Below are 21,322 nucleotides of genomic sequence, written 5' to 3'. Positions count from 1 at the left end.
CTTTTTGCGCCAGTGAGCAACGGCAAAAGGCATCAGATCTGCTCCTGTCCCCAGCTGGCAATCCAATCCTTAGCCTGTCTCCTCCGTGCCATCATTACCCTGAGTGTCATCACATGTTCTTTGTTCTGGCTATGTCTAGACGCTCTTGATGATGGACCACGCCAGCTTTTACTTGGATTTTTGACGGCAGGCCTGCAGTCTATTTCGAGGTTCAAAGCATAGGGATAAGACGTGATGGCAAGGATAGGCAGCCTGGATGCCCAGTTTATGCTGGGCAAGGGTCGGATTTTTACCGTAAAGGCACTAGATATTGCAGCGGGAGAGTGCTGGGCCTTTATTGGCGGCAATGGTAGCGGTAAGTCGACTCTTGCCAGGATCCTGGCCGATGAGTTGCTCCCCAGCGCGGGGGTATTTGAACATGATTTAGCCCCTTTGGCGCTCATCTCCCTTGAGCGGTTGCAGACCTGGCTGGCGGCCGACTGGCAACAGCGCAATAGCGATTGGCTGCTGGCCGAGGAAGAGGAGGGCTGGCTCACCCGACAGTTGATCCAGACCGAACACAGGGATGGGGAACGCTGTGAGGCACTGGCGGCGCAATTTGGTATCACCCATCTGCTTGATAGACCCTTCCATTATTTATCGACGGGTGAGACACGCAAGGCCATGCTTTGTCAGGCCTTGATGGCGCAGCCCCGCTTGCTGGTGCTCGATGAGCCCTTCGAGGGGCTGGATCAGGCCTCTCGCCAGCAATTGGCCGAAGCCTTGTTCATGCTCAAGCAGAGCGGTATCACCTTGATCCTTATCTTGAATCGCATCGAAGAGACGCCGAACTGGGTCGGCTTCATGGGATTGCTTGAGGAGGGAACCTTGATAGCTCAAGGGGCGCGCAAAGAGGTGCTGGCATCGGCTCAATTATTGGCGGCAGCGCGGCAACAGAGCCTGGCCAATTTGCCTTTGCCTGAAGCTGATCGTTCCCCCGAACCGATGGCTGCACAACAGCCTCTGGTGTTACTGCACCAGGGACGAGTCAGCTACGGTGGCAAGACGGTTTTCGAAGGACTGGATTGGCGAGTCGCCCCCGGGGAGCACTGGCACCTGTGCGGCGCCAACGGAGCGGGCAAATCCACCCTGCTCAGCCTGGTATGCGGCGATCATCCTCAGGGTTATGCAAATGACCTGACCCTGTTTGGCCGCCGGCGCGGCAGTGGTGAGACCATCTGGGAGATAAAACGTCATATAGGTCTGGTGAGCTCGAGCCTGCATCAGGACTACAGGGTCAACTGTTCGGCACTGACCCTGGTGTTGTCCGGCTTCTACGACAGCATAGGGCTCTATGCGCGGCCAACGGACAGACAGCGCAAGCTGGCGCTGGCTTGGTTGACCCTGCTTGGCATGGCGGATCAAGCAGATCGCTCCTTTCAGCAGCTCTCCTGGGGCCAGCAACGTCTGCTGTTGATCGTGCGCGCCCTGGTCAAGCATCCGGCCTTGCTGATCCTGGATGAACCCCTGCAGGGGCTGGATGCGGTCAATCGCCAGCTGGTACGTCACTGGATCAGCCTTCTGGTGAGTCAGGGGCGCAGCCAGCTGCTCTTTGTCTCCCATCATCCGGAGGATGCGCCGGACTGCATCAGTCACAGGCTCACATTGCGGGGCCTTAATGACCATCTTGTCGAAGTGTTATGAGAGGGGGATTGCCGTGCGCTGGTGCAAGCTTCTCAGCAGCTGTGTTCAGGCTGCACCCGAGTGACGAGGCAGGTATAATGGCGGCCTTCAAACAAGGTGACGGTATGACTGCAGATTATTTACAGCGATTCGGGGGTATTGCCCGCCTCTATGGCCAACAGGCGCTGGGCGCCTTCAGCCAGGCCAGGGTGTGCGTGGTGGGGATCGGCGGGGTTGGCTCCTGGGCGGCAGAGGCTCTGGCCCGGGCCGGCATCAACCAGATCACCCTGATTGACATGGATGACATCTGCATCACCAATACCAACCGCCAGATCCATGCCATGCAAGGCACGGTTGGCCGCCTCAAAACGGAAGTGATGGCCGAGCGAATTCGTGCCATCAACCCGGATTGCACCGTGACCGAAGTGGACGACTTCGTGACGGCTGACAACCTGGCCGAGCACATCAGGGCCGAGTTCGATTATGTGGTCGACGCCATCGATTCGGTCAAAGCCAAGGTGGCGCTCATCGCCTTCTGCAAGCGCAACAAGATCCCTGTGATAGTGGCAGGTGGCGCTGGCGGCCAGATGGATCCGACCCAGATCCGGGTCGCTGACCTTGCCAAGACGGTGCAGGACCCCTTGGCCGCCAAGGTGCGCTCCGATCTGCGCCGGTTGCACAACTTCAGCAAGAATCCGGCACGCAGGTTCGGGGTGGAGTGTGTCTTCTCCACCGAGCAGCTGAGTTACCCGGACGGCAATGGCGGTACCTGTCACGCCAAGGCGACCAGTGACGGCAACATGAAGATGGATTGCGCCTCCGGCTTTGGCGCCGTGACACCAGTTACCGCCACTTTCGGTCTGGTCGCCGCATCCCGGGTGCTGAAGAAGATTGCCGAACGAGGTGCCAGGGCCGACAGGGTCGTTGTTGACTCGCAGCAATAAAAGAGCGCCTTATGGCGCTCTTTTTTGCATCAATCATATTGGCGCAGTGACTCAGCTGGCGGCCAGGGCTCGTATCCCCTGCACTATGGCTCTGAGCCCGTTGCCCCGCGACGGGCTCAGGTGTTTCTCCAACCCCAGCTCGCTGAAATAAGCTTCGATATCAAAAGCCTGGATCGCCTCTGCGGGTTGGTGATTGAAGGCTGCCAGGACCAGCACAATGAGACCGCGCACGATGCGAGCATCGGAGTCGCAGGCGAAGTGCCAGCAACCATCCTCACTCCTCTCCCCTCTCAACCAGGCCTGGCTCTCGCACCCCTTGAGGCGATGATCTTCCTGTTGCCACTCGGGCGGCAATACCGGCAGCTGCTTGCCGAGCTGGATGATGAGGCGGTACTGGTTCTCCCAGCCATGGGCTGCTGCAAACTGCTGACGCAGGGTTTCGGCGTTTGGCTCAATGCCGATGGCGGTATAGCTTTCGAGAGTGTTCATGCCGGTCATCCGCCTTAAAAGAAGTCACTTAACTTGTGCAGCGCCGTCAGCAGGGCATCTACATCATCTTGATTGTTGTAGCAGGCTAAGGAGGCCCGCATGGTGCCACTGATACCGAGGCTCTCCATCAGTGGCATGGCGCAGTGATGGCCGACCCGCAGTGCGATGCCCTGCATATCGAGCAAGGTGGCGGCATCCTGGGGGTGAATATCCTCGAGCAGGAAGGAGACGGCGCCGGATCGTTGCATCGGTTCACCAATGAGACGCAGCCCCGGGATCTGCTTCAGGCCCGTGACCAGCCGCGCCATGAGCGCGGCTTCGGCGTTCGCTATGGCTCCCCTGTCCTGGGCGAGCAGGAAGTCGACGGCGGCCGCCAGGCCGATGGCACCGGCGATATGAGGGGTACCGGCCTCAAACTTGAAGGGCAGGGCGTTGAAGCTGGTGCCTGCGAAGCTGACCCTGTCGATCATCTCGCCTCCGGCCTGCCAGGGCGGCATCCGCGTCAGCAGCTCGGTTTTACCCCAGAGCACACCTATCCCGGTCGGGCCATAGAGCTTGTGGCCGGAAAAAACGTAGAAGTCGCAGTCGATGGCCTGCACGTCAACCGGCAGGTGAGCCACCGCCTGGGCGCCATCGATCAGGGTCAGGGCGCCGACCGTCTTGGCTGCGGCGACAAGCTCAGCCACCGGATTGACGGTACCCAGGGCATTGGATACATGGGCGACGCTCACCAGCCGGGTACGTGGATTGAGCAAGGCCCGATAGGCCGCCATATCCAGATCGCCACGCTCGTCCAGGGGGATAACCTTGATGATGGCGCCGGTACGCTGGGCGATCAGCTGCCAGGGCACGATATTGGCGTGGTGCTCTAGGGTGCTGAGGATGATTTCGTCCCCGGCCTTGAGCTCGCTCATCCCCCAGCTTTGGGCCACCAGGTTGATTGCTTCAGTGGCGCCGCGAGTCCAGATGATCTCGCGCTGATGAGGGGCATTGATAAAGCGGGCCAGGGTCTCGCGGGCGGCCTCGAAGGCGAGGGTAGCGCGACCGCTCAGGGCATGGGCGGCGCGATGCACGTTGGCGTTGTCGGCACGATAGAAGCCGTCCGTCGCGGCCAATACGGCATGAGGCTTGTGGGTGGTGGCGGCATTGTCGAGATAGACGAGAGGGTGGCCATTGACCTGTTGGGCCAGAGCCGGAAACTGGTCGCGCAGCCGGGCGTGTTCTTGCAGGTTCATGCTCCCCTCATCATCTCTTGGAAAAGTCGGTCATGATCCGGAAAAAGGCGCGCAAACACAAGGCGAAGTGTCGTGCCCATTTCGGCTGATACGGCTATCTCTGATACAATGCCGCCCCTCATCATAAGCCAAGAGATCCGGCCCATGAAGCTCAACCCCAATCAGAACGAAGCGGTCAAGTACGTCTCCGGCCCTTGCCTGGTGCTGGCGGGCGCCGGATCGGGCAAGACCCGCGTCATCACCAACAAGATTGCCCATCTGGTGCAGCAGTGCGGCTATGACGCACGCAACATAGCCGCGGTCACCTTCACCAACAAGGCGGCGCGGGAGATGAAGGCGCGGGTCGGTCAGACCCTGGGCCGCAAGGAGGCGCGGGGGCTGATGGTGTCCACCTTCCATACACTGGGTCTCGATATTATTCGCCGTGAACACAAGATTTTGAATCTCAAGGCGAATTTTTCCCTGTTCGACGACACCGACCAGTTGGCCCTGCTCAAGGAGCTGACTGAAGCCGAGCTAGATAACGATAAAGACAAGCTGTCGGCCCTTATCAGCCAGATCTCCAACTGGAAGAATGACCTCATCTTGCCCCCCCGCGCCATGCGTATCGCCCAGGGGCCGGAAGAGGTGCTGATGGCCCAGCTCTATGAGCGATATCACCGCCAGATGGTGGCCTACAATGCACTGGATTTTGATGATCTCATCGTGATGCCGACCCTGCTGCTCAAGAGCAATGACGAGGTGCGCACCCGCTGGCAGAACAAGATCCGTTACCTGCTGGTCGATGAGTACCAGGATACCAACACCAGCCAGTACGAGCTGGTGAAGCAGATCGTCGGCGAACGGGCCCGCTTCACCGTGGTGGGGGACGATGACCAGTCCATCTACTCCTGGCGTGGCGCTAAGCCCCAGAACCTGGTGCTGCTCAACGAAGACTTTCCCAGCCTCAAGCTCATCAAGCTGGAGCAGAACTACCGCTCCAAGAGGCGCATCCTGAAATGCGCCAACATATTGATTGCCAACAACCCCCATGTGTTCGACAAGGCACTCTTCTCCGAGCTCGACAACGGGGTGCCGATCAAGGTGTTGTTTGCCAAGAACGAGGAGCATGAGGCGGAGCGGATCGCCGCGGAGCTGATGGGCCACAAATTCATGAATCGCACCAGCTTCAAGGATTACGCCATCCTCTACCGGGGCAACCATCAGTCGCGCATCTTCGAGAAGGCGCTGATGACCAACCGCATCCCCTATCGCATCTCGGGGGGAACCTCTTTTTTCTCGCGCACCGAGATAAAAGACATCATGGCCTACCTCAAGCTGTTGGTGAATCCGGACGAGGACACGGCGTTTTTGCGCGTGGTCAACTTGCCGCGCCGGGAAATCGGCCCGACTACCCTCGAAAAGCTTGGCCAATATGCCAACCAGCGCGGCAAGAGCCTGTTTGCCGCCAGCTTCGAACTGGGGTTGGAGCAGCATCTGTCTGGCCGGGGACTTGCCTCCTTGCAGACCTTCACCAACTGGCTGGTGCGGCTTGGCGATCAGGCGCTGCGGGGCAACCCGGTGGAGGCGGTACGGGACATGATCAAGGAGATCCACTATGAAGAGTGGCTCTACGAGACGTCACCCAGCCCCAAGGCTGCCGAGATGCGGATGCAGAACGTCTCCACCCTCTATCGCTGGATCACCGAGATGCTGGAGGGGGATGAGCTGGAAGAGGCCATGACGCTCGCCCAAGTAGTGACTCGTCTTACCCTGCGCGACATGATGGAGCGCAACGAGGGGGAAGATGAGGCCGATCAGGTTCAGTTGATGACGCTGCACGCCTCCAAGGGGCTGGAGTTTCCCTATGTCTTCATGGTGGGCATGGAGGAGGGCCTGCTGCCGCACCAGACCAGCATTGATGAAGACAACGTGGAGGAGGAGCGCCGCCTCGCCTACGTGGGCATCACCCGGGCCCAGACCGAACTCACCTTCACCCTCTGCAAGGAGCGGCGCCAATATGGTGAGTCGGTACGCCCTGAGCCGAGCCGCTTCCTGCTGGAGCTGCCCCAGGACGATCTGGAGTGGGAAAATCAGAAAAAGGTGACCGCCGAGGAGCGCCAGCAGAAGGGGCAGATCGGGGTGGCCAATCTGCGCGCCATGTTCAAGAAGGATTAACCGGTTGTTCTGGCTCGGGGTCAGTCAGCGGATACTGGCTTCTGCGTGTGAGCCGCGTTAATCGGGATCCAGGCTGGTGTCTGCCCCCAGCAGCGGAGTGATGTCGTTGCCCGGCAGGGGGGGCGATATGTAGCGACCCTGACCGAAGGGGCAAGCCAGTTCGATCAGTTGGCGCAACTGGGCCTGACTCTCTATGCCTTCCACCACCAGGCTGAGATCGAGGTCGCGACAAATGTCGCGCATGGCACGGATCAGAGCCAAGTCCTTGGGGGATTGCAGCATGCGGTGGGTGAGGCCATCGTCGACCTTGACGTAGTCCACCGGATAGTGGAACAGCGCGCTGAGAGAGGAAAAACCGGAACCGAAGTCGTCCAGACTGATCTGTATGCCCTTTGCCCTGAGTTCATGCAGGCTAGTGATGATATCCGCATGCTGGCGCGACAACTCCCGCTCGTTGAATTCGAAGATGAAGTAGCTGGTGCTGGCTCCCTCTTCTTCCAGGATGTCGAGTAGCGCCTGCACGGCGGCAGGACTTGCCAGATGCTGGCCGCATAGGTTGACGGCCAGTTTGAACTTGCGCAGACCAGCCTGGGGTTGCCAGTGGTGAAGTTGCTGGCAGCTCTGGCGTAGAATCTTGTGATCCAGAGCCTCAATAAGGCCGCACTGTTCCGCCAGCGGGATGAAGTCAAAGGCATCCTTGAGCTCACCTTCCTGGGTAATCCAGCGCGCCATCACCTCCAAGCCCACCAGGCAGTTGTCTTCAAGCCGGATCACCGGCTGGAAATAGGGGATGATGCGTCCCTCGGCCAGCGCATTACTCAGCTGCATTTCCGGTGAAGACCAGGCCTGAGCCATGCACTCGGCCGAGTAGTGGACAACCCGGGCGCGGCCATTGCGTTTGGCCTGGTACATGGCGAGATCCGCCTGATGAAGCAGCTCGCTCACATCCAGACTCTGTTCGGACACGCTGGCCACCCCCATGCTCACCGTCACCGCGACCTCTTTGCCAGCCAGCCTGAAAGGGTAGTCGAGCCGACTGATGATGCGGTTCAGTACCGGGCTTGCGCCCTCTTCACCCATGCTGTTATCCAGATAGATGACAAATTCGTCGCCGCCGAGCCGCGCCAGCAGATCATTCTGGCGCAGGCAGCTTTGCAGGCGGCGGCCCAGCTCTTTGAGCAGCAGATCCCCGTTGTTGTGGCCGAGTTCGTCATTGATCTGCTTGAAGTGATCGATATCGAGAAAGATCACCGTGAAGCCGACGCCGCCATGGCGGTGATAGTGGCTCATGGCGTGATGCAGGTGGTTCATCAACAGACTGCGATTAGGCAGGCCGGTGAGGGGGTCATGCAGGGCGTCGAACTGCAGCTTTCGCTCCAGCTCCTGATGCTGGCGTAGCTGTTTTTGCAGGCGCAGGTTGGCCTGACGCAGCAGCTGCAGCCGGTGATTGAGTCGGTCCGGGGAGTTGAATTCGTTCAGCTGCTGCCGGATCTGGCCCAGTTCCAGCAAGAGGGTGAGCTGGTTGCGCAAGAAATCGAGGAAGAGGCGATCATCCGTGCCCAGCGGCGCTGTGGTCGCCAGCAGCAGATGTGCGAAATAGTGCTGCTGCAGGCGCAGGGGCGTGCTGTACCAGTACTGGTTGCCCAGCTCCCGTTCGGTCGGATTGGTTTCGTGGCAGAGTTGGCGGATGACATCATCATCCCCCGGATCCTGACTTGGATAGAGATGGCTTATCTCGCTGCGCCCGAGGCGCACCAGCCGCAGTTGATGTGTCCCCAGAATATGCTGCAGCACGGCATCCAGCTGGGTCAACAACGCCGGGGTTGGCAGGCTGTTGGCCAGACGCAGGATGCGGTTGATCTGCTCTATCTTGTGCTGCCAGGCAGGATCCCTGCCGATCAGCGGTGAGGCGGGTTCGGCCAGCCTGGCGTGCGCATTGGCTTCAGCCAGTCGCTTGGCCAGGCATTCGAGCAGCAATCTGAGACTGGCTTGGTCCTGAACGTCGCCCTGAACCAGCAGCCAGCGTGCCCGGCCCTCGCGGATTGGCAGCACACACCAGCCCTGCTCACCATCCAGGGCCATCAGGCGCTCGCTCAAGCCCGGTTCTTCCCGACCGAGTTGACCTTTGAAGATAGGATCCAGATTGCGTTCGAACAGCCAGACAGGACCCTGGGCGCTGAGACCGAGCAGGCCTATCTGGTGCAGGGGGCAGAGTTGTTCAAGGTCATCAAACAGCTGCTGGTAATCCGCCTCACTGGCCTGTTCGGGGGACGGGAAGGCGAGGATGGTGCTGACCAGTGCCAGCAAGGTATGTGCATCCTGATCGAGAGGGTTAGCAAACATCATGGACTCCCGGGTGACGCTACTCTACAAGGGTAGTCGCAAGCCATGATAATAAAAGGGCCGCAATTGCGGCCCTTTCAATGACTTAGATTTTATCTGTCATGAAGTGAATGGCATTCTCAATCTCTTCATCACTACAGCTGGCACAGGTACCGCGCGGTGGCATGACGCCGTGAGTGCCAGTGAAGCCTTCGAGGGCATGCTTGCGCAAGGTATCGAAACCTTGCGCAACGCGGGGCTCCCAGGCTGCCTTGTCACCACGCTTGGGCGCACCGGCGGCGCCGGTATCGTGACAGGCGAAGCAGGCGCCTTTGTAGACAGTCTCGCCATCACGGGGACCAGCAGAGGCAGTGCTAGTGGTGGCCGCCGGGGCTATTCCTTCCAGATCCTTGGCGGTATAGACGTCACCTACGGGCTTGATCCGCTCGGCGATGGCGTCCGGCGACATGTCGTCGGCGGCAAACACGGCACCGGACAGGCTGGCAACCGTAATGCCGGCGACCAGTAAACAGCTCAGTTTTCTCAACACGCTCATGTACTCCCAGCAGGCTCTTATTATCCCTAGAAACGGCGGGATTATAACCGAATAGTTACAAGCATTTAAACGCTTGTGTGTGAAGTGTTAAGCAGTCTGTGCGCCAGATCTGCCTCCCTGCTCCCTGTGCTGGTTATAGCAGAAACCCGGCCTGGGCCGGGTTTCTGGATAAAAGGTCGCTTCGAGAGCATCAATCCCAGTTGAGGATCACCTTGCCAGATTTGCCTGATCCCATGGCTTCGAAGCCTTGCTGGAAGTCATCGATATGGAAGTGGTGGGTGATGATAGGGCTGAGATCCAGACCTGACTGGATGAGACTCGCCATCTTGTACCAGGTCTCAAACATTTCCCTGCCGTAGATCCCCTTGATAAACAAGCCCTTGAAGATGACCTGATTCCAGTCGATCGCCATGGTGGAGGGGGGAATGCCGAGCATGGCGATCTTGCCGCCATGATTCATCTTGGCCAGCATGTCCTGGAAGGCGGAGGGCACACCGGACATCTCCAGTCCGACGTCAAAGCCCTCGGTCATGCCGAGATCCGCCATCACATCGGAGAGTTTCTCCTTGGCCACGTTGACGGCGCGGGTTGCCCCCATCTTGCGGGCCAGTTCCAGCCGGTACTCATTGACGTCGGTGATCACCACATGACGGGCTCCGACATGGCGGCAGACGGCGGCAGCCATGATGCCGATGGGGCCGGCCCCGGTGATGAGCACATCTTCACCCACCAGGTCGAAGGAGAGCGCAGTGTGCACGGCATTGCCGAAGGGATCGAAGATGGCGGCCAGCTCATCGGGGATATTGTCCGGCAGCTTGAAGGCGTTGAAGGCGGGAATGACCAGGTACTCGGCGAAGCTGCCCGGGCGGTTGACGCCGACTCCGACGGTATTGCGGCACAGGTGGGTGCGACCGGCGCGGCAGTTGCGGCAGTGGCCGCAGGTGATGTGGCCCTCGCCGGAGACGCGATCGCCGATGGCGAAACCACGCACTTCCTGGCCGATGGCGACCACCTCGCCCACGTATTCATGACCGACCACCATGGGCACGGGAATGGTCTTCTGGGCCCACTCGTCCCAGTTGTAGATATGCATGTCAGTGCCGCAGATGGCGGTCTTGCGGATCTTGATCAGCAGATCGTTATGGCCGAGCTCGGGGGCGGGCACATCCGTCATCCAGATGCCGGGTTCGGATTTGAGTTTGGAGAGTGCTTTCATGACGGTTCCTCACGGGCCGGGCCCGGTGCAGAGGTGGAGCTATGGGTCTTTTAAAAAGGGGCCTGCTGGCCCCTCATATTATTGGATGATGTTCAGGTCGCGGCCGATACGAATGAAAGCATCGATGGCCTTGTCCAGCTGCTCACGGGTGTGGGCGGCAGACATCTGGGTGCGGATGCGCGCCTGGCCCTTGGGCACCACGGGGAAGGAGAAGCCCACCACATAGATGCCTTCGGCCAGCATGCGGCTCGCCATCTCGGAGGCCAGCTTGGCGTCACCCAGCATCACCGGGATGATGGCGTGATCGGCGCCAGCCAGGGTGAAACCGGCGGCACTCATGCGAGCGCGGAAGTAATCGCTGTTCTCTTTGAGCTGGGCGCGCAGGGCATGGCCGCTTTCCAGCAGCTCGAGCACCTTGAGGGTGGCCGAGACGATGGAGGGCGCTAGGGAGTTGGAGAACAGATAGGGGCGCGAGCGCTGACGCAACCAGTCGATCACCTCTTTCTTGCCTGAGGTGTAGCCACCGGAGGCGCCGCCGAGGGCCTTGCCCAGGGTGCCGGTGATGATGTCGACTCTGTCCAGTACGTCGCAGTATTCGTGGGTGCCACGACCGTTTTCGCCGATGAAACCGACGGCGTGGGAGTCATCCACCATGACCATGGCATCATATTTGTCCGCCAGATCGCACACGGACTTGAGGTCGGCGATGACGCCATCCATGGAGAAGACACCGTCGGTGGCGATCAGCTTGAAGCGGGCGCCATCGGCTTGCGCCTGCTTGAGCTGGGCTTCCAGATCGGCCATGTCGTTGTTGGCGTAGCGATAGCGCCTGGCTTTGCACAGCCGCACGCCGTCGATGATGGAGGCGTGGTTGAGGGCGTCGGAGATGATGGTATCTTCGGCACCGAACAGGGTCTCGAACAGACCGCCATTGGCATCGAAACAGGAGGAGTAGAGGATGGTGTCCTCGGTGCCGAGGAAGGCTGACAGCTGCTGCTCCAGCACCTTGTGGCTGTCCTGGGTGCCGCAAATGAAGCGCACCGACGCCATGCCAAAGCCGTGGCTGTCGAGGCCGGCCTTGGCGGCGGCAATCAGCTCGGGGTGATTGGCCAGACCGAGGTAGTTGTTGGCGCAGAAGTTCAACACCTGCTGCTGCCCAACGGCGATGCTCGCCTGCTGTGCCGAGCTGATGATGCGTTCCTGCTTGTAGAGGCCCTCAGCTTGCACTTGCTCAAGCTGCTCGGTCAGGTGACGATAGAATCCGTTAGACATCCTCGATCCTCATTGGCTATTACAGCCTTGTATCAATATTGGGCAACATTTTACTGCAACTTCGCCGCATCAATTCAAATTTTTATGCTGATATTCAACATCTGTGAAACAGATCACCCGTCGAGTTGTGTCAGGGAGGCTCCGCGTCAGCATTGAGACTGACAAGAGGGGCCAATTGAGTTGTGACAGGCGAAGATTTATCAGCGGCCCAAACGGGTGATAGATAAATAGGGTGCTGACCCCCGGTTCCTGCAAAAGCTGCTTGCTCAGGCATATTCCGAAATCAGATGGCGACAATGCAATTCAAGGAAAGTCTGCTGACGGAGCCCGCTGCTTGCCAGGCAACAGCTCCCTTTTGCTGCTCAGACTCGGCCATCTATCTGCGCCAGCTGACGGTAGTGCTGTTCGAGCTGCTGGATCTGTTCGCTGATCTGGGGCTCAACATAGGGGCGCAGCAGGAAGAGCACGCGCAGTACCCCCTGATAGAGCAGCGGTTTGGTGATACGGGTATTGGGGGCCTGGGCAATCTGGAACGGGATCCAGCAGGTCACCACCATCTTGATGGTCTGGCCCAGATCCGGCAGATCCTGGTCGCTGACCGCTATGATGCCGCCCTCGCGCAGGCTCTTGAGCAGGGCCTCCACGGCGGAGCGCAACTGCTCCTGGGCCTTGAGGTACTTCTGTTGCAGCAGTTCGTCGCGGCTGAGGATGTCCGGCAGGTTGGCGTAGAAGAAACGGAACTGCCACATCAGATAGAAGATGGCATCCAGATAGCCCATCAGCTCATCGAGCTTGATCTCCTTGCTGCGCGCCGGGGTAAAGCTCTCGCTCAGGTGGCGGGCATACTGGTCGAAGATGGAGTGGATGATGTCTTCTTTATTGCGAAAGTGGTAATAGAGGTTGCCCGGGCTGATGCCGAGGTGGGCGGCGATATGGTTGGTGGTGATGTTGCGCTCGCCCTGATCGTTGAACAGTTCGGTGGCGCTGTGAATGATCCTGTCTCTGGTTTTCATCGCTGGTCCCTCTGCCGGGCCCGCTTTGCGTCGAGGTCGTATCCCCTGGCGGCCCGTGATAAACTTTTCGGCAATTTCAAATTGGCTCACTATACACAGCTTTAATCGGCCGTCACACGTGGGCATCAACGCAGGCGAGGCAAACTCCATGATCGTAGTAACTGGCGGTGCAGGCTTTATCGGTAGCAATCTGGTCAAGCAACTCAATGCCATGGGGCGGACCGATGTGGTAGTCATCGACGATCTGACCGATGGCACCAAGTTCGTCAACCTGGTCGACCTGACCATTGCCGATTACATGGACAAGGACGAGTTCCAGGCGCGTATTGTCTCCGGTGACGAGTTTGAGGAGTGGGATGGCGGTATCGAGGTGATCTTCCATGAAGGCGCCTGCTCCGCGACCACCGAGTGGAACGGCAAGTTCATCATGGAGGTCAACTACGAGTACTCCAAGGACCTGTTCCACTACTGCATCGAGCGTGAGACTCCCTTCATCTATGCTTCGTCCGCAGCGACCTACGGTGGCCGCAACGACAACTTCATCGAAGATCCCAGATTCGAGCAGCCTCTCAACGTCTACGGCTACTCCAAGCAGCTGTTCGACCAGTACGTGCGCCGCTGGCTGCCGGAGATCAACTCCCAGGTCGTCGGCCTGAAGTACTTCAACGTCTATGGCCCCCGCGAGCAGCACAAGGATGCCATGGCCTCGGTTGCCTTCCACCTCAACACCCAGGTGAAGAAGGGGGAGAATCCCAAGCTGTTCGAAGGTTGCGACGGTTTCCCCGATGGCGGCCAGATGCGTGACTTCATCTATGTGGATGATGTCTGCAAGGTGAACCTCTGGTTCTGGCAGAACCCGCAGCAGTCCGGCATCTTCAACTGTGGTACCGGCCGGGCAGAGCCGTTCCAGAGTGTGGCCGAGGCGGTGATCAAGCACCATGAGCAGGGCAGCATAGAGTACATCCCCTTCCCGGATCACCTCCGGGGCCGCTACCAGAGCTTCACCCAGGCTGATCTGACCCGGTTGCGCGCCGCCGGCTACGACGGCGAGTTCAAGACGGTGGCCGAAGGGGTGGCCGATTACATGGCTTGGCTGAACCGCTAAGCGGACCTGAGCTCAGGTTGCGCGCCGCTGATGAGTTCAAGCCGGTGGCTGACTAGATGAGCTGGTCAAGCCGCTAAGCCGTTGAGCTAGGTGGGCCGAGCCAATGCCATCACAGGGCGCCTTATTTGGCGCCCTGTCTGTTTGGGTCGAGCCTGAGTGACGATATGAGGAGTGACATGACACAGTTACTGCATATTTGCCTCTCCAAAGGGTGGGGAGGTCTGGAGATGTATCCGCTACGGGTCGGCAGCGGCATGATGGAGCGTGGCTGGCTGCTCTATGGCGTGGCGCTGCGTGGCAGCAAGGTGGCCGAGGGTATGAAGGCTCGTGGCTTCGAGGTGTTCGAGGTCGATTCCCGTGGTCAGGCCTTGTTCCAGTTGCTCAGCCTGCGGCGCTGGATCAAGGCGCGAGATATCCGGCTGGTGCATTGCCACAAGTCCGGAGATTTGTTGCTGGGGACCCTGCTCAAGAGCCTGTTGCCGCTGCGGCTGCTGTTCACCGAGCACATGGGGGCTACACGTCCTAAGCGGGATCTGCTTCATCGCTGGATTTACGGCAAGGTGGATCTGGTGCTCTCCATCAGTGACGAGACTCGTCGTCGCAACCTCAAGGCGCTGCCGCTCCCCGCTTCGCGCATAGAGCGGCTCTGGCTTGGTACCGATCTGGCGGCGTGCGACGAGCCCGCCGCCGGGATCCGCGCCGAGCTGGGGGTGGCGCAAGATGCATTGCTACTCGGGGTACTGGGCCGGATCGGCCGGGGCAAGGGCCAGCGCGATCTGCTGGAGGCCTTCTTGTTGCTCGCAACCCGCCATCCGCAACTGTGGCTGCTGATCGTGGGTGGCACCTCGGCGAGCGAAGGGTCGGATGAGACAGTGGTCGCGGCGCTGCGTCAGCGGGCCGCCGAGGCTGGCATGAGCGAGCGGGTGCTGTTTACCGGGTTTCGCCGCGATACCCCGCGCATGCTGCGGGCCATGGATCTGGTGGCTATCCCCTCCCATAACGAGGCGTTTGGTCTGACGGTGATAGAGGCGATGGCGGCGGGCAAGGCGATTGTCGGTGCCAGCACGGGGGCCGTGCCCGAGGTGCTGGGAGAGGCGGGTCTGCTGGCGTCGCCAACGGATCCGGCTGCGCTGGCCGCTCAGATAGAGCGACTGCTGGGGGATGACGAACTGCGCCAGCAACTGGGATTGGCGGCCCGGGAGCGGGCCGAGCGGGAGTTCAGCATGAGCCATCATCTGGATGAGCTGACTCGCCGCTACCTGGCATAAGAATGGACCTGTCATGATTAGTGGCGGCGGCCGTCGCCGCCCATGAAAAAGGCTTCCCTCGGGAAGCCTTTTTGCTATGGGTCAATTACTGGCTGTTTTGCCCATCCGGCTCTGGATCCAGAAAGCCTTTTACCCGGCTGTTGAGCTGCCAGCGCAGCAGCTCAGGCAGAGCCTGTTGACGCTGCTGCTGGGCTTTGTCGACCGGCTCCCCCTGTTCGGAGACCGTCAGATGCTGCTCATCCTGCCAGGGGTAGAACGTGGGTTTGCCGCTCATGGGATAGGCTCCCTTGTCATCGAGCCAGAGCGTGACGTTGTAGCCAAAGGCCCGGCTGGGATCGTCGACCGGCGCCAGCATGTTGCGCCCGGCCAGGGTCTGGTAGGGGGTATCCGACAGACTAAAGTTGTAAAGCGTCGGGAAGATGTCCTTGTGGGAGCCGACGCGCAACGGATCGAAGCGCCACGGACTGTGGGCCAGTATCGGCTTGGGCACATAGAGGTAGAAGGGCACGGCCCGGTCCAGTACCTGTTCGCGAGGATAGAAGGCTCTGAGGCGCCGCATCTGATGATCGCCACTGGCGGCGATCAGCGTCTTCTCCCCCAGGGGCGATCCCTTGACGGCAGTGACGAAGCGGCCCAGGGCATCGGCGGCGAACTGATAGGTCTTGAGGATATTGGTCTGTTCTATGGTGCCATCCTCGGCATGGGCCATGACCGCCGCCGTGGTGGCGATGGGTTGTGGCTGATAGCGGGCCGGCGTCTCATAAGGCGGGTGATTGGTGATAGTGAGAATGCTGATGAAGAGCGGCTGGTTCGCCTCCTCCAACAGGGTTTGCGCCAGACGGTAGGCGTAGTCATCGGGCACCCCCCAGGCGGTGATCTCCTTGGCTGCCTGAGGATAACGCTTCATCAGGGCGTTCTGGTCATAGACCTCATCGACCCCCTGTACCGGCAGATAGTTAACCAGATTGCGCCACATCATGTTGCCGGGGGAGATGAAGATCAGCTTGTAGCCTGCTTGCTTGTAAAGGGCGAAGGGGGTGCCGCTCAGGGTCTGGTGCTGAGCAGAGCTATGGCTGATGTTTTGCGCCGGGCTGTGAAAGAAGAGGGCTGCCAGAGAGGGGGCAGTTCCATTGTCTTCCGACAGGAAGCGCTTGAATACGAAGTCTTCTTTGAAGTGCGGGCGAAGGCTGCCGAGCAGGTCATTCTTGCCCGGCTCATCGAAGGCAAGCATGTTGCTGCCAAAGCTCTCCATCAATGCCATCACCACATTGGGTTTGTGCTCGGCGAGCCAGGGGTTGTGCGGTGTGCGCGCCATCAGGGAATCCAGGCCAACCTCTGCGAGCAGCGTCTCTCCCTCGGCATGGCTGACCGGGTTGAAGGCGATATCCTCTTCCCTGTCCTTGATGGCCCAGTCAATGGCCATGAAACCGTTCGGAGTCAGCTTGTTGAGTGAGAGCAGATCCGAGACCTGGGCATTGCCACGACGCAGAGGGAAGGTACCTATGCTGCCACGGCTGATGACAAACAGCAGGGTCAGGGCTACCAGCAGATAGACGATGAAAGCGGCCAGCGGCCAGGGCTTGCGATCCCGATGAGCCAGGGTGCGCCCGGCCCAGCGGGCTGAGAGCCAGCCCAGCAGCAGAGCGACAAGGGTACTTTGAATGATGGGGTAGTCCTGCCACATATTGCCGAGCACGGCCTGGGTGTCATCCTCCATCAGGCCGAAGGCGAACACGTCTATGTGGGTATGGTAGGTCTGGTAATAGTAATAGTTGCCGATGGCGACGGCACCGATCAGGAAGGCAATCACGCCCAGCAGGCGCGGGGCCCAGGTCTGCACTCCTTGCCAACTACGCTCGCCAGCCGCCAATAGCAGCCCTGCCAGGGCGAAAGGGGAGAGCGCCATGCCGGCGATGCGCAGGTCATAGCGCAGCCCGGTCAACCACATGCGCTGCACATCGTCGGCCCGGCTCTGCAATTGCCCGGATTCGACGAAGTGGCTCAACATCAGATAACGGGCTGTCATCAGGATCAGCACCAGCCAGATCAGCTGGTAGCCCAGGGTAAGCAGCAGGGTGCGCAGTCGAGTTTGATACATAAGAATGTCCATTCACTACTAATAAAACCGGCCCCAGGGGGCCGATAGAATGCCTTGATGCCGACCCCCGAGCGCAGCTGCCCGGTTGGAATAACAGCCCCTTCTCATCGAAGCGGGCGGCATCAGCCTCCTATGATAAGGAACTCGCGGCGCGCCGTGAATGGTTTCTTGCATCAGCGTAGCGGCTGGCCGGATTCAACCCTGGAAAGGTTGAGCCTGGCCGCCCTGTCGGGTGTACCAGTGTTGCGCCAGCCTGAGTACCTGCATGCTTGTCGGTTCATTCCCCCGTGCATTCTAAAACGACTGGATTGAAGAAAATAAAAAGCCCTTGAAGATCAAGGGCTAGATTTGCGGACTAACGGCAGTTAACACACGGTGAAACATCACTCGATGTTTTGGATCTGCTCGCGCATCTGCTCGATGAGGACTTTCAGCTCGACGGCGGACTGGGTCACCTCGGCGTTGATGGACTTGGAGCCGAGCGTGTTCGACTCGCGGTTGAACTCCTGCATCATGAAGTCGAGACGACGGCCACAGGCGCCCCCTTTCTTCATGATCTTGATGGTTTCGCTGATATGCATCTCCAGGCGATCCAGCTCTTCGGCCACGTCGATTTTCTGGGCGAGCAGCACAATTTCCTGCTCGATGCGGGCCGGATCCAGCTCCACCTTGGCTTCGGTCAGGCGATCGGTGAGCTTCTGGCGCTGCCACTCGATGATCTGCGGCAGATGCACCCGAACCTTCTTCACTTCCACCTGGATGCCATCCAGGCGCTGCTGGATCAGCGCCTTGAGGTTGCTTCCTTCGCTGGCGCGGGAGGCAAGAAAATCTTCCATGGTCTGATCGAAACCACCGAGCAGCTCGGTGGCGACCGCGTCCATATCCTGCTCGGCGGCGGCCATGACACCGGGCCAGCGCAGTACGTCGACCGGGTTGAGCTGGCCTTGACCGGCCTCTTTCATTACCCAGTTGGCACTTTCGATGATGAGCTTGGCCAGATCTTCATTGATATGCAGCTGGCTGGCGGCAGCCTGAGCGGCCTCGAAACGCAGGTTGCACTCCACCTTGCCGCGCTGCAGCTTGGCACGGAAACGCTCACGCAGGACCGGCTCCAGGCTGCGCAGCTGCTCCGGCAGACGGATGTAGGTTTCCAGATAGCGCTGGTTGACCGAACGAATTTCCCAAACGGCTGTGCCCCAGTCGCCCTTGAATTCCTTGCGGGCGTAGGCGGTCATGCTGTGAATCATTGATTGTTCCGGGCTTGATGAAGTGTGCGGCCAGTATACTCAGCCAGGCTTGTTCCGTCAGCCACAGCGATGGCTCTTAGAACCTGTTCCGGCGGTGGCGGGGCCCAGGTCCGCCACGGCCCCGGCTCTTGTAGGTGATGGACGCCGGTTTCGATGCGGCTCCTCACCGTTGAGATGATGGTTCGCGACCAAGCATGACGGTTTCTTAGCGGCTGATATTTGGGGCGCAATCGCTTATACTCCTTCGCCAATTTGAGCCAGCCCAGAGGTCAGTTCCATGTCACGTCCCAGCGATCGCAGTGCCGCACAAGTGCGTCCGGTTACCATCACCCGCAACTTCACCAAACACGCAGAAGGCTCGGTGCTGGTGGAGTTCGGCAGCACTCGCGTGCTCTGCACCGCCAGCGTCGATACCAGCGTGCCTCGCTTCCTGAAAGGCAAGGGCCAGGGCTGGGTTACCGCTGAATACGGCATGCTGCCGCGTTCTACCCATTCGCGCATGAACCGTGAAGCCGCCGCCGGCAAGCAGAGTGGCCGCACCCTGGAAATCTCCCGCCTGATCGCCCGCTCCCTGCGCGCTGCCGTGGACCTGACTGCACTGGGTGAGCACTCCATCACCGTCGATTGCGACGTGCTGCAGGCTGACGGTGGCACCCGTACCGCCGCCATCACCGGTGCCTGCGTGGCGCTGGTGGACGCGCTGAACTGGATGGTGGCCCAGGGCATGATCAAGAAGAGCCCGCTCAAGCACATGATCGCGGCTGTTTCCGTCGGCATCTTCAAAGGGGAAGCCATCTGCGATCTGGAGTATCTCGAAGACTCCGCCGCCGAGACCGACATGAACGTGGTGATGACCGAGGATGGTCGCATCATAGAGGTGCAGGGCACCGCCGAGGGTGAACCCTTCACCCACGAGGAGCTGCTGACCATGCTGGCCCTCGCCAAGGGCGGCATCGACGACATCATCGCGCTGCAGAAGCAGTCGCTATCCTGATTTTGAAAACGCGGCATTGGCCGCGTTTTTTATGTGCCCGATTTTTATCCCCACAATGTGCAAAGACGACACCCGCAAGGAGCCAGAATGAAAGCCTACCAGCGTCAATTTATCGAGTTCGCCCTGGAGAAACAGGTCCTCAAATTCGGTGAGTTCACCCTGAAATCCGGTCGCAAGAGCCCCTATTTCTTCAACGCCGGTCTGTTCAACAGCGGCCGCGATCTGGCCCGCCTCGGCCGCTTCTATGCGGCGCCCTGATGGATGCCGGCATCGGGTTCGATGTATTGTTTGGTCCGGCCTACAAGGGGATCCCGATTGCTTCCGCCACCGCGGTGCAGCTGGTCGAGCAGCATGATGTGGATGTGCCCTGGTGCTTCAACCGCAAGGAGGCCAAGGATCACGGCGAGGGCGGCAATCTGGTGGGCAGCCCGCTCAAGGGCCGCATCATGCTGGTGGATGACGTCATCACCGCCGGTACCGCCATCCGCGAATCCATGGATCTCATCCAGGCGAACGGTGCATCCCTGGCTGGTGTGCTGATCGCCCTGGACCGTCAGGAGAAGGGCAAGGGGGAGCTCTCCGCCATCCAGGAAGTGGAGCGTGACTACGGCGCCCACATCATCGCCATCATCCAGATGAGCGATCTCATCGCCTATCTGGAAGAGAAGCAGGCCGAGCAGCCGGAACTGGCCGAACAGTTGATTGCGATGCGCGCCTACCGCGCTCAGTACGGCATCTGAGTCGACAGCGGCGCAGTATTGCCCAACAAAAAAGCCGCTCAATGAGCGGCTTTTTTGTTGCCAGCCAATCAGGCTTGCGGCTTGTGCATGTGCAATGCCATCTGCGGGAAGGGGATCTCGATGCCCTCGGCGTCGAAGGCGAGCTTCACCCGCTCGTGGAAGTCAAACCAGACACCCCAGTAGTCGCCGGTCTTGACCCAGGGGCGCACTACTATGCTGACCGAGGAGTCGAGCAGAGCGGCAACGGCAATAGTGACCGCTGGCTCTTTCAGGATGCGTGGCTCTTCGTTGACCAGACGCTCCAGTACCAACTTGGCTTTGCGCAAGTCAGAGCCGTAGCCGATGCCGAAGGTCATGTCGACCCGACGGGTGTCCATGCGCGAGTAGTTGATGATGTTGCCGTTGAGGATGGCGGAATTGGGCACCACTACCATCTTGTTGTCAGCAGAAGTGAGCGTGGTGGTGAACAGCTGTACCGATTGCACCACACCAGAAGTCCCTGCCACTTCGATGAATTCCCCGGACTTGATGGGGCGGAAGATAATCAGCAGGAAACCGGCGGCGAAGTTGGAGAGTGAGCCTTGCAGCGCCAGGCCTATGGCCAGACCGGCGGCACCAATGATGGCGATGAAGGAGGTGGTCTGGACCCCGACACGACCCAAGGCGGCGAGCACCACGAATACCAGAAGGCCGTACTTGAGTACGCTGCCGACGAAGTGGGTGATAGTGGCGTCGAGGTTGCGGGCCTTCATGACCTTCTCGACACCGCCACTGATGAGGTTGGTGGCAATATAACCGAGCAGCAGGGTGATCAGTGCTGCGGTGATATTGACACCATACTCGAGCAGCAGTCCCTGATTGTTGACGAGCCAAGTCTGAGCACTGGTGAGCATTTCGGGTTCCATAACACTTCCTGTTGGGCGAATTAATCAAAACCACGGACTATAACAGCGCATTGCGACAGTTTGGGTCGTTGTGGTTCGTGAGATGTTAATTTTTGCCAT

16 protein-coding genes and 1 pseudogene are annotated in these 21,322 nt (G+C 59.7%); 7 read left to right on the top strand and 10 right to left on the bottom strand.

Features of this window, described 5'->3' with window-relative positions; all coding sequences use genetic code 11:
* Positions 1–234: 234 nt before the first annotated feature.
* Entirely contained in the window at positions 235–1,683 is a 1,449-nt protein-coding gene (modF, locus tag G113_RS10345; RefSeq protein WP_005900591.1) for a molybdate ABC transporter ATP-binding protein ModF, read from the top strand.
* A 104-nt stretch (positions 1,684–1,787) separates the two neighbouring features.
* Positions 1,788–2,606: a tRNA cyclic N6-threonylcarbamoyladenosine(37) synthase TcdA gene (gene tcdA, locus G113_RS10340; protein WP_040319113.1), complete on the top strand. Its 819-nt coding sequence runs from the start codon at positions 1,788–1,790 to the stop codon at positions 2,604–2,606.
* A gap of 51 nt (positions 2,607–2,657) precedes the next feature.
* Here the strand turns inward: tcdA and G113_RS10335 are convergent, their stop codons facing one another.
* Together G113_RS10335 and G113_RS10330 are read right to left on the bottom strand one after the other, a co-directional pair.
* Entirely contained in the window at positions 2,658–3,095 is a 438-nt protein-coding gene (locus G113_RS10335; protein WP_040319112.1) for a SufE family protein, read from the bottom strand.
* A gap of 14 nt (positions 3,096–3,109) precedes the next feature.
* Positions 3,110–4,330, bottom strand: coding sequence for an aminotransferase class V-fold PLP-dependent enzyme (locus tag G113_RS10330; protein ID WP_005900584.1), 1,221 nt, complete (start codon positions 4,328–4,330; stop codon positions 3,110–3,112).
* A gap of 144 nt (positions 4,331–4,474) precedes the next feature.
* Here G113_RS10330 and rep point away from each other — a divergent pair, with 144 nt between their 5' ends.
* The gene (rep, locus tag G113_RS10325; RefSeq protein ID WP_005900582.1) at positions 4,475–6,487 is read left to right on the top strand and encodes a DNA helicase Rep; all 2,013 of its coding nucleotides are present in this window, start codon (positions 4,475–4,477) and stop codon (positions 6,485–6,487) included.
* 57 nt (positions 6,488–6,544) lie between these two features.
* Here rep and G113_RS10320 read toward each other — a convergent pair whose 3' ends face one another.
* The 5 genes from G113_RS10320 to G113_RS10300 all read right to left on the bottom strand — a co-directional run bounded on the left by G113_RS10320 (position 6,545) and on the right by G113_RS10300 (position 12,866).
* Positions 6,545–8,830 carry a putative bifunctional diguanylate cyclase/phosphodiesterase gene (locus G113_RS10320; protein ID WP_005900580.1) on the bottom strand — a complete coding sequence of 762 codons (2,286 nt, stop codon included), beginning with the start codon at positions 8,828–8,830 and terminating at the stop codon, positions 6,545–6,547.
* An 85-nt stretch (positions 8,831–8,915) separates the two neighbouring features.
* Entirely contained in the window at positions 8,916–9,365 is a 450-nt protein-coding gene (locus G113_RS10315) for a c-type cytochrome (protein ID WP_005900578.1), read from the bottom strand.
* A 190-nt stretch (positions 9,366–9,555) separates the two neighbouring features.
* A complete protein-coding gene (gene tdh / locus G113_RS10310; RefSeq protein ID WP_005900576.1) occupies positions 9,556–10,581 on the bottom strand; it encodes an L-threonine 3-dehydrogenase in 1,026 nt (341 codons plus the stop codon).
* Between the two features lie 78 nt (positions 10,582–10,659).
* Complete coding sequence (locus G113_RS10305) at positions 10,660–11,853, bottom strand: glycine C-acetyltransferase (RefSeq protein WP_005900574.1); 1,194 nt, start codon at positions 11,851–11,853, stop codon at positions 10,660–10,662.
* 362 nt (positions 11,854–12,215) lie between these two features.
* Positions 12,216–12,866 carry a TetR/AcrR family transcriptional regulator gene (locus G113_RS10300; RefSeq protein ID WP_005900572.1) on the bottom strand — a complete coding sequence of 217 codons (651 nt, stop codon included), beginning with the start codon at positions 12,864–12,866 and terminating at the stop codon, positions 12,216–12,218.
* A 148-nt stretch (positions 12,867–13,014) separates the two neighbouring features.
* Between G113_RS10300 and rfaD the strand changes: the two genes are divergently transcribed.
* Complete coding sequence (gene rfaD / locus G113_RS10295; RefSeq protein WP_005900567.1) at positions 13,015–13,971, top strand: ADP-glyceromanno-heptose 6-epimerase; 957 nt, start codon at positions 13,015–13,017, stop codon at positions 13,969–13,971.
* 176 nt (positions 13,972–14,147) lie between these two features.
* The gene (locus G113_RS10290) at positions 14,148–15,239 is read left to right on the top strand and encodes a glycosyltransferase family 4 protein (protein ID WP_152436010.1); all 1,092 of its coding nucleotides are present in this window, start codon (positions 14,148–14,150) and stop codon (positions 15,237–15,239) included.
* An 85-nt stretch (positions 15,240–15,324) separates the two neighbouring features.
* Here the strand turns inward: G113_RS10290 and G113_RS10285 are convergent, their stop codons facing one another.
* Together G113_RS10285 and G113_RS10280 are read right to left on the bottom strand one after the other, a co-directional pair.
* Positions 15,325–17,337 (bottom strand): LTA synthase family protein, encoded by a 2,013-nt coding sequence (locus G113_RS10285; RefSeq protein ID WP_005900564.1) that lies wholly within the window; start codon positions 17,335–17,337, stop codon positions 15,325–15,327.
* A 383-nt stretch (positions 17,338–17,720) separates the two neighbouring features.
* Positions 17,721–18,584 carry a YicC/YloC family endoribonuclease gene (locus G113_RS10280; protein ID WP_005900562.1) on the bottom strand — a complete coding sequence of 288 codons (864 nt, stop codon included), beginning with the start codon at positions 18,582–18,584 and terminating at the stop codon, positions 17,721–17,723.
* Positions 18,585–18,861: 277 nt separating this feature from the next.
* Between G113_RS10280 and rph the strand changes: the two genes are divergently transcribed.
* Both rph and pyrE read left to right on the top strand, forming a co-directional pair.
* Complete coding sequence (rph, locus tag G113_RS10275; RefSeq protein ID WP_005900560.1) at positions 18,862–19,578, top strand: ribonuclease PH; 717 nt, start codon at positions 18,862–18,864, stop codon at positions 19,576–19,578.
* 87 nt (positions 19,579–19,665) lie between these two features.
* Positions 19,666–20,318 (top strand): annotated as a pseudogene (pyrE, locus tag G113_RS10270) (orotate phosphoribosyltransferase).
* A 68-nt stretch (positions 20,319–20,386) separates the two neighbouring features.
* Here pyrE and G113_RS10265 read toward each other — a convergent pair.
* A complete protein-coding gene (locus G113_RS10265; protein WP_005900557.1) occupies positions 20,387–21,223 on the bottom strand; it encodes a mechanosensitive ion channel domain-containing protein in 837 nt (278 codons plus the stop codon).
* Between the last annotated feature and the right edge of the window lie 99 nt (positions 21,224–21,322).

Origin of the sequence: Aeromonas molluscorum 848, from assembly GCF_000388115.1 — a bacterium.
GTDB lineage: Bacteria > Pseudomonadota > Gammaproteobacteria > Enterobacterales > Aeromonadaceae > Aeromonas > Aeromonas molluscorum.
The sequence above is the reverse complement of the archived record's forward strand: the minus strand, read 5'-3'. Positions and strand labels throughout refer to the sequence as shown.

What these genes read in the sequence shown, in the direction of transcription:
- modF (WP_005900591.1), top strand. Translation starts at nt 235, where the DNA reads ATGGCAAGGATAGGCAGCCTGGATGCCCAGTTTATGCTGGGCAAGGGT.
- tcdA (WP_040319113.1), top strand. Translation starts at nt 1,788, where the DNA reads ATGACTGCAGATTATTTACAGCGATTCGGGGGTATTGCCCGCCTCTAT.
- G113_RS10335 (WP_040319112.1), bottom strand. Translation starts at nt 3,095, where the DNA reads ATGAACACTCTCGAAAGCTATACCGCCATCGGCATTGAGCCAAACGCC.
- G113_RS10330 (WP_005900584.1), bottom strand. Translation starts at nt 4,330, where the DNA reads ATGAACCTGCAAGAACACGCCCGGCTGCGCGACCAGTTTCCGGCTCTG.
- rep (WP_005900582.1), top strand. Translation starts at nt 4,475, where the DNA reads ATGAAGCTCAACCCCAATCAGAACGAAGCGGTCAAGTACGTCTCCGGC.
- G113_RS10320 (WP_005900580.1), bottom strand. Translation starts at nt 8,830, where the DNA reads ATGTTTGCTAACCCTCTCGATCAGGATGCACATACCTTGCTGGCACTG.
- G113_RS10315 (WP_005900578.1), bottom strand. Translation starts at nt 9,365, where the DNA reads ATGAGCGTGTTGAGAAAACTGAGCTGTTTACTGGTCGCCGGCATTACG.
- tdh (WP_005900576.1), bottom strand. Translation starts at nt 10,581, where the DNA reads ATGAAAGCACTCTCCAAACTCAAATCCGAACCCGGCATCTGGATGACG.
- G113_RS10305 (WP_005900574.1), bottom strand. Translation starts at nt 11,853, where the DNA reads ATGTCTAACGGATTCTATCGTCACCTGACCGAGCAGCTTGAGCAAGTG.
- G113_RS10300 (WP_005900572.1), bottom strand. Translation starts at nt 12,866, where the DNA reads ATGAAAACCAGAGACAGGATCATTCACAGCGCCACCGAACTGTTCAAC.
- rfaD (WP_005900567.1), top strand. Translation starts at nt 13,015, where the DNA reads ATGATCGTAGTAACTGGCGGTGCAGGCTTTATCGGTAGCAATCTGGTC.
- G113_RS10290 (WP_152436010.1), top strand. Translation starts at nt 14,148, where the DNA reads ATGACACAGTTACTGCATATTTGCCTCTCCAAAGGGTGGGGAGGTCTG.
- G113_RS10285 (WP_005900564.1), bottom strand. Translation starts at nt 17,337, where the DNA reads ATGTATCAAACTCGACTGCGCACCCTGCTGCTTACCCTGGGCTACCAG.
- G113_RS10280 (WP_005900562.1), bottom strand. Translation starts at nt 18,584, where the DNA reads ATGATTCACAGCATGACCGCCTACGCCCGCAAGGAATTCAAGGGCGAC.
- rph (WP_005900560.1), top strand. Translation starts at nt 18,862, where the DNA reads ATGTCACGTCCCAGCGATCGCAGTGCCGCACAAGTGCGTCCGGTTACC.
- G113_RS10265 (WP_005900557.1), bottom strand. Translation starts at nt 21,223, where the DNA reads ATGGAACCCGAAATGCTCACCAGTGCTCAGACTTGGCTCGTCAACAAT.